This is a genomic window from Paenibacillus sp. GM1FR, assembly GCF_002803315.1.
Classification (GTDB): domain Bacteria; phylum Bacillota; class Bacilli; order Paenibacillales; family Paenibacillaceae; genus Paenibacillus; species Paenibacillus amylolyticus.
Window position 1 is genome coordinate 47,339 of sequence record NZ_MKZL01000009.1, and the last position, 13,348, is coordinate 60,686.

The following is a 13,348-nucleotide window of genomic DNA, read 5'->3' on the forward strand; positions in this document are numbered from 1 at the left end:
TTTTTGAACGATATCATTTTTAAAATAGGAGAGTAGGTAAAAAAACAAGAAAGCCCAAACTGCTAAACTTTGCAGTTGGGCTTTGTTTATTATGAAAAACATAGGCGCTTCGCTATGTGTTTTTTAGCAAATCGGCGATGAAGACTTTCTGGCCTATGCGGGCGCTTTCCAAGGAAGCGAGGACCATAGCCATGCTAAACTGGTTATCACTGCAATCGGTCTCAGGTAATCGTCCGGATTCCAGTGCGGCGAACATGTCTTCGAGACAGCCGTGATGACCTGTTTTGTCCATGACAGGCAGTTCCGCTTCAATCCGCTCACTTGGTTGGAAAAAGGATGGTTTGCCATCAGCATCCAGGCTTTGCGCAGTAACCACCTCAGCATAGATGTCGTCATGACCATCCCAGATGGCAGTACCCTTTTCACCCGTTACGCGCCAGCTTGCTTCCCATGATGTGGGTACACCTTCTGCGCACCAGGAACCGCGATAGTTGAACACGGACCCGTCGGACATCTCAAATATACATAACGCCATCGCATTGCCCTGATACCAGGAACCTGGAGGGTTGAACTCATGGCAATATACTGAGATTGGGTTGGCTCCAAGAATATATCGGGCCTGATCAAAAGTATGTATCGCCATATCAAGCAGCAGCGGACTATCCATCAGATCCCGGAATCCGCCGAAGTGCGGCCCGAGGAAGAAGTCGGCTCCTGCGTATCCTACCTGCCCTATTGCTCCCCCGGAAATGAGGTGCTGGTAGGCGCGGATCCGCGGATCGAAACGGCGATTCTGCATGACGGCTTGAATGTGTCCTGTACTGCGAGCGGTTTGCACAATATCTGTGCAATCGGAGAAGGATTCCGCCAGTGGTTTTTCGCCAAATACATGACATCCTTCCTTCAGCGCTGTCATGGCAATGCCGTAATGGCTCGCTGGGATGGTGACATCGAATACGATATTTGCACCAGTCGTTTGAATGGCTTCACGGATATCGGTGAACGTAGGGCAGGTGAGACCATGTCTTGTAGCAAAAGCAAGGGCTGTCTGTTCATACAGATCGACCAGTCCGACGATTTCTGTATCCGGTCTTTGTAAGGCGTAATCGGCCCACGTATTTGCCATGGCACCGCAGCCAGCAATAATTACCCGATAAGGATGAGTCATGTTCTCATCTCCTTCGCATGGATTGTGTTATACAGCTCGCATGTTTTTTTATACCGGATTGGGTACAAAATCGCCGCCGCGGCATTGTTTCAAATATCGCAATGCATGCACCTGTCCGGTCATTTCGAGTTCGTCTTTGTAGACGGGATCATGCCAGCCTTCGATATCAATCGTGCCTTGATAACCGTTCTGACGCAGGATGGTAATGATGTCTGCCCAGTTGCTATCCCCGAAGCCCGGGGTGCGGTGCCAGACAAATTCACGTGGGCCATGCACACCATATTCCTTGACGATATCCCAGGCAATCGTGGCATCTTTGCCATGTACGTGGAATACTTTGTGAGCCCATTTGCGCAGTTGTGGAATAGGATCGATCAGGCTGGACATTTGATGACAAGGCTCCCACTCCAGGCCTACATTGTCATCCGGAACAGCGTCAAACATCATCTCCCAAGCCGTCGGGTTATGTGCAATATTCCAGTCGCCCGTCTGCCAGGTACCACCCATATCACAGTTTTCAAAAGCAATGCGTACACCCCGGTCCGCTGCCCGGCGTGCCAGTTCACCAAATACTTCCTTGAACCGGGGGATGGACTCATTAATGGGTTGATCGGTCAGACGTCCGGTGAATCCAGAGACGATATCTGCACCGAAGAGCTGTGCATTATCGATAACCCGCTCCCAGCTTGCCAGTGTATCGGCGTTGTCTCCGGCTCCTGTGAGCGGATTACCAAATACACTCACCGCGGAAATGACAATACCTTGTTCGTCCACGATTTCACGGACACGTTTGGCTGTCTCTGCCAAGTCCAGGTCGCCAGTTGTTTGCCAGAAGGTCAGGTTAAATGATTCAAAGCCGTGTTGCATGATCTGCGGAATAACACGGACGGCGTCCTGCCCGCCTACAAGGGTACCGATGCGTAATGATTTATTCATGGTTGTATTTCACTCCAATATTGGCTTATAGTACTTCGTGACACACTCATTATAGCCGTGCATTAGCGGGATGGCTCTACACAATCTTGTGTAATATTAGTCGGATCTTGTTCAGAGGGGGGAGAAGTCGTGCTAGATCTGAAAGCGCTTCACGAAAACACCCGAATTGATCATAAATCACACCCATTTCAGCTGTTCCGAAATTGGTGTTCGGATATGAAAAAGGAAGAATGTATTCTGTATTTGCATTGGCATGAACATTTTGAACTGATTGTCATGCGAAGGGGCAGTGCGTTGTTTCATATTGATAGCAAACCTTATGTGGTTCGAGCGGGTGAGGTCATCATCATTCCGGGAGGCACGTTGCATGTCGGGTATGCTCTGGATGATGGGGATGTGGATTATGATTCCGTTGTGGTTAACCGCGCCCTGTTCCATGATTTCACCCATGATCCCGTGCATGAGCAATATGTCGCGCCGTATCTGGAAGGCAGGGTGAGGTTTCCGGTCAAACCGGCAGAGGAAGATGCAACCTGCGCAGGCTATTATTCTTTGCTGAATGAAGCTGTGGAGGAAATGGCGTTACAGCCCCCGGCTTATCAGCTCGTGGTGAAGTCCAAACTGCATGCTTTGTTTACCCTGCTTGCGCGTACATTTATGCCGCAGCAGTTGCCGGATAAATCATCGGGCGGATCGTATTTTCCCAACCGCGAACGTTTCAAACAGTTGATTGCACAGATTGAAGCGGACCCCACAGGTAGGATGTCTGTTACGGAAGCGGCAAGCCATGTGGGACTGAATGCGTATCACTTCTGCAAAATGTTCAAAAAGCTGACCGGACGTACCTTCGTGGAATACGTGAACGGGTGCAGGATGGGTGAGGCAGAGCAGCTGCTGCAAGGTAGTAGTCTGACCATTACAGAGATCGCCGCCAGAGTCGGCTGCGACAATGCCAACTATTTTACGAAGTTATACAAACAGTACAAGGGCATGACCCCCTCGCAGGGGCGGGGGAGAAAAGAAGGTTGAGCGCGAGCAGTTTAGCAGTAGTCTCGAATAAAATGTCTATAACGAAGGTTGTGACTCTAAGTAACTCGCAGTCGCAATTGTGAGCAAAAGCAAAAGCAAAAGCAGAAGTAGAAGTAGAGCACACAGCAGTGATTACCGTAACAATACTCATACTTACATCTACGAAGAATAACCCGGATAAAGGCCAATTCGAGGCGTTCATCCGGGTGGTTTTGATTCAATAATATCAAGACAATCATCTATGCGTACAACGTGCTCATTTCATAAATCTGGAGAACAGACGATTGGCTTTCTTGGCGAGGTCGTCCATTTTGACATTAGCATGATCGAACTGATTATATCCCCATTTGATCGTTTGCAGCATGCGTGGAGATATGGGCGTACCTTTGATCCGTGGATAGATGTTGTGATAGGCCCAGACCAGATGCTCCCAGCGATTGTCATTGCCGTCCTGGATATACTCGGATACGTCAATTACTTTGCCGCGTCCATCCTGAAGAATTACATTTTTCAGATGAATGTCGCGGGGGTTCAGCCCACGGCTGCGAACAGCTTCTCGCGCTGCGTCCACATCGAGCATCACCTGCTCGGGGACGGGGATTCCTTTTTCCAAACATTCCAGCAAGGTATCCCCGGGTTCAAAACTAATCACTAGAACATTCCGGCCACTGCCGTAATAGGTAGGGAAGTATGGCAGGCCTTTGAGTTGCTCGTATACTTGCTTTTCATTTTCGAGTTTGTCCAAGGCATGATCCGAGTACATCTTGAAGGCATACTGCGGCAAGCCGTCATACGTAAATACAGCCGCATCCGTACCTGTGCCAATGCAATTCAATCCTTCTACATCGCCGATGATGTTCACGAGCTCATTCCGGTCGCTTCCGATGACTTGGATCTGTTGTAATGCTTCTTCCGCCTGGAACCAATCCGGTCGATTCATGGGTGGTGCCTCCTTTTAGGATATGCCTGTACAATTTTTAACTTATAAACATTTTCTAACGAACCGAGAACGTCTTATCTCACGTTTGTGTGTGAGATTCGTTAGCGCAGGGCCCGCGCTGGACCCGTAAGACCCTTACTAGCATCTTGGACTCGCTGCCCTCTATGGAGTATATTATGCGTTCTGCTCCGCAATTTCATCTTTTGGTGATGTTACTATATAAACGATACGGATCGAATCGGAAACGGTTGCGTCAGAAGAAAATAACGGAAGCGCGCTTGCGGCAATGTTGCCCGGGCTTTATACTGTGAGCATTAAGGGATCTCATGCAGATCCGGCATACAGAAAGGCAGAATATCTTATGGCACAATACCCGCAGTGGTCTTATTCGCAGTCGCGGGCGAGTATGTTCGATGAGTGCCTGCGCAAATATTATTATCATTATTACGGTGCCCATAACGGCTGGAAGACAGACTCTGCTGATGAGATGCAGGTTCGTCTGTACCGTCTGAAACAGCTTAGCAATCTGTACCTTGTCTTCGGGGACCTTGCGCATCGGATGTGTGAGTCGGCGGTACGCAGCAGGGAAGAGGGCAAAGATAAACCGCGTGAACACTTTTTGGAACAGACGATACGCAAGCTGCTGAATCAGGCGTATGTGGAATCGATGGACGCGGATCAGTGGCGGCTGAACCCCAAGAACCGCACGATGTTGTCCGAGATTTATTACGGGGATGATACGTTGAATGACCGGATCGCCAGGATTAAGGAGCGGGCTTCGGCCTGTGTTAGTAACCTGTACCAGACGCTTACGTGGGAGGACTTGTCCCGGGCAAGTACGGACATTCTGGAGATTGAGAAATGGGATACCATGATGCTGCACGATACGCGTGTGTATGTGAAGATGGATTTATTGTATCGGCGCAGTAATGGCAATATTGTCATTGTGGACTGGAAGACGGGCAAGGAAGATGACTTCTCCGATCAGCTAATGCTGTACGCATCCTATGTGAGAGAACACTACCGAATCCCTTTGGAGCAGATTGAGCTGCGAGTGGAGTACCTGTTAACCGGAAAACACAGGGAGTTTACAGCGACAGAAGAGGATATCCGGAAGGTGGAGGAGAACGTAGGTCGTTACATTGAGGAGATGCGATCCTGCGTGGAGGATGAGTATTACAACCGTCCCAAGGACGTCACCTACTTCACAGCGATGCCATCGCACCGGTCCTGCCGGGATTGCAACTTCCGCGAAGTGTGCAGTGAGCGAGCAGTCTGAAGCGCCAAAACCGTAGGAAACTAAAGGCCTTATACCAACCAACAAGCTATCCTATATGTGAAAAAAATCAAGAAGCGCAAGCCGGGAACATCATCTGCCCGACTTGCGCTTCTATTGCGTCCCACAGGCCTGGCGACAAGGCGCCGGATGGAACGATCATATCAAGATTACTGGACAGCGGCGGTATTCTCCAGCGCCTGACCCGCAGGAACATAGGCATGCCCGAGATCCCGGGCAACCGCCTCATACGTGATGTGTCCATTCAGCACGTTAACCGCGCTGCGAATGGACGAACTGCCGCGAATCGCGGCGGCTGCACCGTGGTTCGCCAGTTGCAGCGCATAAGGCATGGTGGCGTTGGTCAGCGCCACCGTGGACGTACGCGGCACGGCGCCCGGCATGTTCGCCACCGCGTAGTGCACGACGCCATGTTTCACATAGGTCGGTTCATCGTGGGTTGTGATATGATCAATGGTCTCAACGATCCCGCCCTGATCAATCGCGACATCCACTATGACCGAACCCGGTGCCATCGTCTTCACCACCTGCTCGCTGACAAGCGTTGGCGCCTTGGCGCCCGGAATCAGCACCGCACAGATCAACAGATCTGCCGCCGCAACAGCTGTTGCGATGTTGGACGGGCTGGATACCAGCGTGTGGATCTGATTGCCGAAGATATCATCCAATTGGCGCAGTCGATTCAGATTCAGGTCAAGGATGGTCACATCGGCGCCAAGACCAATAGCAATTTTGGCTGCATTTGTTCCCACCGTTCCGCCACCAATAATGATTACTTTCCCCCGACTGACGCCGGGTACACCTGACAACAGAATGCCCTTGCCACCTTCTGTTTTCTCCAGTAGCTGTGCTCCGATCTGGGAGGCCATGCGGCCTGCAACTTCACTCATAGGGGTGAGCAGGGGGAGAGCGCTGTTGACCTCCAACGTCTCATACGCAATAGCCGTTACCCGACTCTTTATAAGGGCTTTGGCAAGCTCCGGTTCCGCTGCGAGGTGCAGGTAGGTGAACAGAATCAGTCCCGGACGAAAATATCCATATTCACTGGCAAGTGGTTCTTTCACCTTGATGATCATATCGGCTTCGGTCCACACGGACTTGGCATCCATCCGAATCTCGGCGCCCACAGTTTGATATTCATGATCCGTGAATCCACTGCCGATCCCCGCGCCTTGTTCAATCAGTACCTGGTGACCGGCTCTGATGAAATCAGCAGCCCCGGCCGGAGTCATTGCTACACGATTCTCATTATTCTTGATTTCTTTGGGAATTCCGATTCTCATCACCATGCACCTCGTCCATTTATTGGTTGTTAGCTTATACTACAAGTTTATGACTTGGATAATCGTTTTGCACCTTACTTGATGTCTAATCTTTAGAAATTGAACTCAACATATTGTCGAAAAAGACTGTTCAGGACATTTGTCCATGGATTATAATGTAAGAAAAAATAACACGAAGAGGGATCGCCATTGCGAAATGACCGTGTGTTTACGATCAAAGATATCCTTGCACGTCCGGTATTTGGCCGAGCACGACTAGCGGCAGGGAAGGATGGAGTGAACCGTCAGGTTGGCTGGGTTCATGTATTGGAGATTACCAATGTATCTCCATTCGTAAGCCCCCATGATCTTATTTTATCCACTGGACTTTGGCTTCAATCGGAAGAAGGGCGCGAAGAGTATCTGCTTCAGCTCATTGGCAGTGAGGCAGCCGGGCTGTGTGTGGAGTTTGGTACCAGCATATTCGGAATCCCGGAAGAACTGATTGAACTGGCGGACAGACACCAGTTTCCGCTAATCGTATTTGAGCAACCGGTCCGTTTTGTCGAGATTACACAGGATATTCACTCTCTACTCATTAATCATCAGCACCAACTGCTGAAAAGTCTGGAAGCCTACTCCCGCCAGCTTCAGCAGCGTACATTACAGAGTACGGATATGTCTGCTGTGCTGAACCTGCTGCATGAGTATGCTGCCAAACCGGTGGTGTACATTTCGTCCATGGAGCCGGGCAGTTTTGTGCCCGAACTTGTTCCGGAGATGGAACAGGCCATCTATACCTGGTATGAGCAGGAGGTAGAACATCTGGATTTGAATGATTCAGATACCGAATTATGGTTCCACATAGACGAAGAGAAGGCTCTGTTGTGTCATCCGGTCGTCTGTTTTGGCCAGGTATTTTCGGCTGTAGGCATGATTGTGCATCCCGCAGCTCCAGTCGAATATCTCAAGCTGTTGCTCGACTATTCAGCGAAGGCAGCGGCAGCGCTCACGCTTCGCTCCCAGTTTCTTGAAGAGAAGATGGTCCGCAATCAGAACGAGCTGATCCAGGATCTGATGAATGGCAACATCCATCAGGAGGAGCAGGCCCAGACCCGAATGGGACTTCGTTTGCTGGTGAAGGGACAGTACTGGTTTGCGGGAGGGGTCATCGAGATTGAGCATCGATTGAAGGGTACGGGCCGGGAGAGGATGGAAGCGAATCATCAGGATGTTCTTGTCCTGCTTCGTTCCCTGCTCAAGAAGAACAATCTGCCTAGCCTGATTATGCTGAAGAACAACCAGGTATATCTGTGCTGTGCGAAGGAAGCGGTTACGGCCGCTGCACGTCATCAACTGCTGCGATTGCTGGAAGGAATCGCCCTGGATGTGAAGCGGTTTGCCAGCCGCAACTTGAACCAGGTTATGATTCATGTAGGATTTGGCAAGTTTCGCAGCCGTTTGACCAGTCTGCCGGAGAGCCTTCAGGAGGCCTATCAGGTGATCGAAGTTTCGAGATCGGTAGATTCGATGGAACATGTTCACTTTTACGAACGTATGGGTATATATCAAATGTTAAAGGCATTACCCCAATCCTTCCTGCAACCCTTTGTCCAGGATCACCTGGGTATGTTGATTGAACATGACCAAACGCATCACCTGCGATTGGTAGAGACGTTGGATGCCTACTTGCAGAACTTTGGTTCCAAACGGGATGCGGCCGCCCAGTTATTTATTCATCGGCAAACGTTGTACAACAGACTGGAGAAGCTGGAAGAACTGATGGGTCCAGGTTACATGGATCAAGGGAGAAGAATCTGTCTGGAGATGGCGCTGCTCGCGCACGTGATGATTGAGAATGGACAGTGGCAATCCTCTTGATGAGGTGAAAGGGATGCAACACAGACTGTGCATCGACCTTACACTACCTTGAGCACAGTCTAGCAGTTTTTACTAATCCGCCGGGTGTGTCGTAATGAAGTAGGCAGGCGTTGCAGAGTGGAAGTGGAGCGTCGGCCCCGATAAAGCTTCGTTTGACCGGAGGAAGGTGCCAGTGATAATGAAGAAGGAGCAGCCAGCCGATACGGGGGTGACGACCGGTCGGGACGTCCTTCCTGTCCTGCTTCATTGTCCTCCATTGAAATGCCACTTTGGTGCAGCCATTCATTAAGTCGTTTAGGATTGATTCCAAGTTGTCCGCTCAGATTACAGATATCGAGGTTTATTCTCACACAAATCCGCCTTTCCTGGAATATCGGGCTGGTAGTAGGGTATGAAAGGGAAGCATGAATTCGAGATCGGTAAATGCTCATGTACATGTTGGCTGTGCTTGATTGGCGGAATGATCCATTATGTTAAGAAGTAGCGCGGAGGGGTCTATGTATACCTTGTAAGAACGTTTCCATGTCCGCTGTTTTGAATATTTACTATAAATTGGCTTTTAACAAGATTCTATCACTTCACATGCAATTGCGCGTCTCAATATAGTCTCAATTTTGTGAGAGAAAAAAGTATATTAAAAGTACCAGTATCTAGTACGGAGGACATATATGGGAAACAGTAGTGAGGCTCAATACGACAAATATGTTGAGGATGGCAAACGTTTCATTGGTCGAACCAAGGAACTGACGACACTGGAGCGGTGGTTCAATCATCCGGAAGCGCCACTGACCATATTTTCAATTACGGGTATGGGAGGCATCGGTAAATCTTCTTTGCTTTCAGAGATGTTATCCGTATCTCGTGATCAAGGTGCGACGGCAATATGGATGGATGGCCGATCATGCGGCGCAACGCCTTCCGTTTTTATGGAATATTTGTCCTCTACGTTGGAGTTGGAAACACTGGATAATGACGGATATCCGCGACCACTGAGCTTGCTGAAAGACACTTCGGTCGAGAAGCGATTGGTCCTGGCAGTGGATAATTATGAAGAACTCGCACTGCTGGAAAGTTGGTTCATGGAAGTCTTCATATCCAAACTTCCGTTAAGAGGGATACTTGTCATTCTGGCATCACGCCCAGAACTTGCATCCGCCTGGCGGACACATCCCCGATTGCATCAGCGGTTTGTACAGATGCAGCTTCAACATTTTACCGTCGAAGAGATTTCGGAGTATATCTCGGTTGCGGGCTCTCTGAATCAGGGGATGGCAGGTACTATTACGAGAATGACCGATGGACATCCGCTGGGTTTGGCGCTTGCTGTGGAAGCTGCGGATCAGAGACGGAATCTTCCCCATGCCGAATGGGCTGAACTGTCGCATATGATTAGTGCCCGATTGCTGTTGGAACTGACGATTCCTCGTCTGCATCCCATGGTGGAGGTGTTAACCCTGCTTGGAACAGCAAATCAGGAATTGTTATCATCTGTACTGGATATAACTGTGACCCAAGAAGAGTACCACATGCTGAGACAGATGTCGTTTATTCGTTCCGGCCCGGATGGTCTTGCCCTGCATGACATGGGCAGGGTGCATCTGCTACGGGATTTGCGCCAACGTGAGCCGCATCGGTTGCAGACGATGCGTATCCAAATCGCGAAGTTGCTTAAACCGCTACATGAACAGGCAGGTTCGCATGAGCGCCGCCAGATTGCCCGGAAGATGTTGTTGCTCTGTCAGGAGTCCATGCTTCAATTCCGCAAGTACGCGGATGTGTCCCGTGATTCCTTGTTCTCCCCTCTTGAAACGATGAAACAAGAGGATCTGCCTTCGCTGCACAGGCTGTTACAACAATGGTGTGAATACAGCGTGGCACCAGATCAGGCCGTGTTCTATGGCCCGTTCCTGGATGAGCTGGCGCACCGTTATCCCGAAGGGATCGTATTGATGCGTGACCAGCTTGGAGAGCCGATCGCCATGTTCATTACAGTGCTAGTACATAGGGAAAGTAGCGGGCTGCTACTGAAGCATTTTCCAAATGAGATGAATGAATGCTTCACACCACAGGAGCTTGGCAATGATCCGGATCAAAGTGATACTCACTTTGCTTTGCTGGCTGCGGCAAGAGATGACGTGCCTGGTTACACACGAGAAGAACTGGTGGGGTATATGGCACTGGACCGACTGTCTCTGTTGGGTGATGGTGCGAGAGTGATATTGATTGCAACGAATCCTCATCTGAAGTTGTTCCTGCTGAGTATTGGCTTTCAGATGCGGAGAACCCGAACCCGTGCTTGTGACAGATATGAGGACCCGGCAGATGTGCTTGATTTGGATTTGCGTAGTGGGCAATTCGGAGCGTGGGTTATGTCCCTGCTTGATCCTGAATGGCAAGATGATCGGATACAGCCAGGAACAACGGTGCGGGAGCGGACATCCTGGTCGGAACAGGAGGTTCGCAAGATGCTAGGGCACCTTCGTTCTCCAGGAGAATTGCATGAATATGCTGGCAGGGTTGCAGGAGCCAGGGATGGGATCCAATTACAGCTGTATGTCATGGATCTGCTGGAAGGCAGAGTACATGGTCTATCTCCACAGGATCAGATGCTGTTATACGCGGCCTACTGGACGCATGCTGGCAATCCAACTGCCGCAGCCCAGACGTGTTCCATGAGTCGGGCGACATTCTATCGCCATCTCAGAACAGCGCTGACTCGCTTGGCGCGGATTTTGTAGGGTTCTATTCACTCATCATACGGATAATAACGACAAGAAGAGGCTGGTCATAGACCAAGCCTCTTCATGCGATTATAGAGCGTTGCCCTGGAGATGCCAAGTTGCTTGGCCAGTGTTCGTTTGTTGCCACCTGCTGCTTTCAGATATTGAATTAGAAGCTGCGCCTCATAGGTTTCCAATTTTTGCTGGTAGGTAACACCTGAGACAAGTTCGGAATCATCCGAGGGATCTAATTCGTCCACATTTGCAACGGATCGAGGTTCTTTTTCTGGTTCTGCTCCCGCCGAATCCTGACGTTGCTGATTTTCGTTGTTGGCATATGAATGAATTCCGGATGTCAGTTGAACTTCGGACTGTTCTTGCATGATGAGGGAAGTGAGGGTATCGGGCAGATATTCCTGCTTCACCTCACCATCTGTCGTCAGAATGGTCAGGCGTTCGATCACATTTCGTAATTCACGCACATTGCCTGGCCAATCATATTGGAACAGCAACTTGAACACTTCAGGTGGAACCAACTCAATATGACGGTTATAGAGCAATGAGAATTCTTGAAGGAACGTCTGGGTTAATTCATATATATCTTCCTTGCGCATACGCAGAGGAGGGATGACTAGGTTAATGACATTCAGCCGATAGTAGAGATCTTCTCGGAATTGATTACGGGCAATCATACTCATTAGATTCTGGTTGGTTGCTGCGATAATCCGGCAGTCGGCCTGTTTCATACGCGTTCCCCCCACAGGAAAGTAACTTTTCTCCTGCAACACCCGAAGCAGTTTCACTTGCAATTCCAATGGCATCTCACCGATCTCATCCAGAAAAAGAGTACCCCCTTCGGCAAGCTCAATCTTGCCCTTTTTTCCTTTGGGATCTGCTCCGGAGAAGGCACCTTTTTCGTAGCCGAACAACTCACTTTCAAACAAGGAAGCAGGGATTGCCCCACAGTTAATAGCGATGAACGGTGCAGTCTGCAATTCACGGAGATCATGAATGGCTTTGGCGAATAACTCCTTGCCTGTGCCGCTCTCCCCGAGAATAAGTACGGTTGCTGAGGTGGTACTGATCTTGCGAATGGTCTCCATGCACTGTTTGATGACCGGGCTGCTGCCCTTGATTCTGGCAAATGGATCTAATTCGGGACGTAGCCGAGCAACGGCTTTCTCCAGGTGCTGGACTTTGGAGGTCATATGTAATAGTTCCTGATGTAATCGGATTTCGGTTGTTATATCCACTTCGGCAGCAACTGCACCCACAATATGTCCATCCAGTTGGACAGGACGAGCATTAATCAGGGCGAAGAGGTCGGGCCGTGGCTGATGCTGTTTGCGGTAGACCGTTTCACCGGTATACAACGTTTTGAGAGACTGTAGCCGATCTGGAGGGAAAAAGTCCGCCGCGGGTTGTCCGATAATATCATTTTTGCTGATCGAAAAAACATGCTCCGCGCCAGTTGTCCAGTAGGCCACTTTGGCATCTTCATTAATTAATGTCAGAGCTGAACCCGCTGTCTCCAGTGTGGTCTCAAAATAAGCTTCTATTAGGCGATGCGCATGCATCATGGCATGTAAAACATCGGATACGGCGATATATCCCAATAGAGGGCCATCATCCTGAATGAATAAATAAGAAGATGTGTCGAATAAGCAGAAGGCATCTACCAACGATGTTGATGACGGAATGGTAAGTGTGGGGAGGTCTGTATCCAGAACATCCATATCCGTACGCAATAAAGACATTAATTCTGGAAGTAAATGTTTCATCGATATCACCTCAGTTAGGGCATAACTTTCAGAACTGTACCTGTTACAAGGAACTTTTATGATCGGAGTAAATGGAAATATTTGAGTGAGATAGTTATCCATATTATAGCTTTCAAAGTGAAGTGTGTATAGATTTTTTGACATGAATCATACATAAGACAATCGGAAATAGTGGTTAATTTTGTTTTGTACAACTAGAATACGCTCTCAATCTGAAGCGAAAGTGAAGCATTCATGAACATGACAGTATCAGTTCGTTAATCTCAACACATTCACTGGGCAGGTTAAGTGATTCTATATGTTGACTCTCAATTTGTCCACACCATTAAGTATC

10 protein-coding genes are annotated in these 13,348 nt (G+C 49.3%); 4 read left to right on the top strand and 6 right to left on the bottom strand.

Annotation, left to right across the window (positions count from 1 at the left end):
* Positions 1-112: 112 nt before the first annotated feature.
* A complete protein-coding gene (locus PAEAM_RS05310) occupies positions 113-1,168 on the bottom strand; it encodes a Gfo/Idh/MocA family protein (protein ID WP_100526896.1) in 1,056 nt (351 codons plus the stop codon).
* 48 nt (positions 1,169-1,216) lie between these two features.
* Positions 1,217-2,104, bottom strand: coding sequence for a sugar phosphate isomerase/epimerase family protein (locus tag PAEAM_RS05315; RefSeq protein ID WP_100526897.1), 888 nt, complete (start codon positions 2,102-2,104; stop codon positions 1,217-1,219).
* Between the two features lie 129 nt (positions 2,105-2,233).
* On the opposite strand from PAEAM_RS05315, the gene PAEAM_RS05320 reads away from it, so the two are divergent.
* Positions 2,234-3,133 (top strand): helix-turn-helix transcriptional regulator, encoded by a 900-nt coding sequence (locus PAEAM_RS05320; RefSeq protein WP_100526898.1) that lies wholly within the window; start codon positions 2,234-2,236, stop codon positions 3,131-3,133.
* 256 nt (positions 3,134-3,389) lie between these two features.
* On the opposite strand, the gene PAEAM_RS05325 is transcribed toward PAEAM_RS05320, so the two are convergent.
* A complete protein-coding gene (locus PAEAM_RS05325) occupies positions 3,390-4,073 on the bottom strand; it encodes a serine/threonine protein kinase (RefSeq protein WP_076329467.1) in 684 nt (227 codons plus the stop codon).
* A gap of 361 nt (positions 4,074-4,434) precedes the next feature.
* Between PAEAM_RS05325 and PAEAM_RS05330 the strand changes: the two genes are divergently transcribed.
* On the top strand, positions 4,435-5,352 hold the full coding sequence (locus PAEAM_RS05330) for a PD-(D/E)XK nuclease family protein (RefSeq protein ID WP_100526934.1): 918 nt from the start codon (positions 4,435-4,437) through the stop codon (positions 5,350-5,352).
* Between the two features lie 167 nt (positions 5,353-5,519).
* On the opposite strand, the gene ald is transcribed toward PAEAM_RS05330, so the two are convergent.
* Entirely contained in the window at positions 5,520-6,653 is a 1,134-nt protein-coding gene (ald, locus tag PAEAM_RS05335) for an alanine dehydrogenase (protein ID WP_100526899.1), read from the bottom strand.
* Between the two features lie 189 nt (positions 6,654-6,842).
* Between ald and PAEAM_RS05340 the strand changes: the two genes are divergently transcribed.
* Positions 6,843-8,513, top strand: coding sequence for a PucR family transcriptional regulator (locus PAEAM_RS05340; RefSeq protein ID WP_100526900.1), 1,671 nt, complete (start codon positions 6,843-6,845; stop codon positions 8,511-8,513).
* Between the two features lie 59 nt (positions 8,514-8,572).
* Here PAEAM_RS05340 and PAEAM_RS31580 read toward each other — a convergent pair whose 3' ends face one another.
* Positions 8,573-8,863 (bottom strand): hypothetical protein, encoded by a 291-nt coding sequence (locus PAEAM_RS31580; protein ID WP_133120414.1) that lies wholly within the window; start codon positions 8,861-8,863, stop codon positions 8,573-8,575.
* A 318-nt stretch (positions 8,864-9,181) separates the two neighbouring features.
* Here PAEAM_RS31580 and PAEAM_RS05345 point away from each other — a divergent pair, with 318 nt between their 5' ends.
* Positions 9,182-11,251, top strand: coding sequence for an nSTAND1 domain-containing NTPase (locus tag PAEAM_RS05345; protein WP_100526901.1), 2,070 nt, complete (start codon positions 9,182-9,184; stop codon positions 11,249-11,251).
* 47 nt (positions 11,252-11,298) lie between these two features.
* On the opposite strand, the gene PAEAM_RS05350 is transcribed toward PAEAM_RS05345, so the two are convergent.
* Entirely contained in the window at positions 11,299-12,990 is a 1,692-nt protein-coding gene (locus PAEAM_RS05350) for a sigma-54 interaction domain-containing protein (protein WP_243391275.1), read from the bottom strand.
* Between the last annotated feature and the right edge of the window lie 358 nt (positions 12,991-13,348).

Coding starts and splice junctions, on each gene's coding strand:
- PAEAM_RS05310 (WP_100526896.1), bottom strand. CDS start 1,168: ATGACTCATCCTTATCGGGTAATTATTGCTGGCTGCGGTGCCATGGCA.
- PAEAM_RS05315 (WP_100526897.1), bottom strand. CDS start 2,104: ATGAATAAATCATTACGCATCGGTACCCTTGTAGGCGGGCAGGACGCC.
- PAEAM_RS05325 (WP_076329467.1), bottom strand. CDS start 4,073: ATGAATCGACCGGATTGGTTCCAGGCGGAAGAAGCATTACAACAGATC.
- PAEAM_RS05330 (WP_100526934.1), top strand. CDS start 4,435: ATGGCACAATACCCGCAGTGGTCTTATTCGCAGTCGCGGGCGAGTATG.
- ald (WP_100526899.1), bottom strand. CDS start 6,653: ATGAGAATCGGAATTCCCAAAGAAATCAAGAATAATGAGAATCGTGTA.
- PAEAM_RS05345 (WP_100526901.1), top strand. CDS start 9,182: ATGGGAAACAGTAGTGAGGCTCAATACGACAAATATGTTGAGGATGGC.
- PAEAM_RS05350 (WP_243391275.1), bottom strand. CDS start 12,990: ATGTCTTTATTGCGTACGGATATGGATGTTCTGGATACAGACCTCCCC.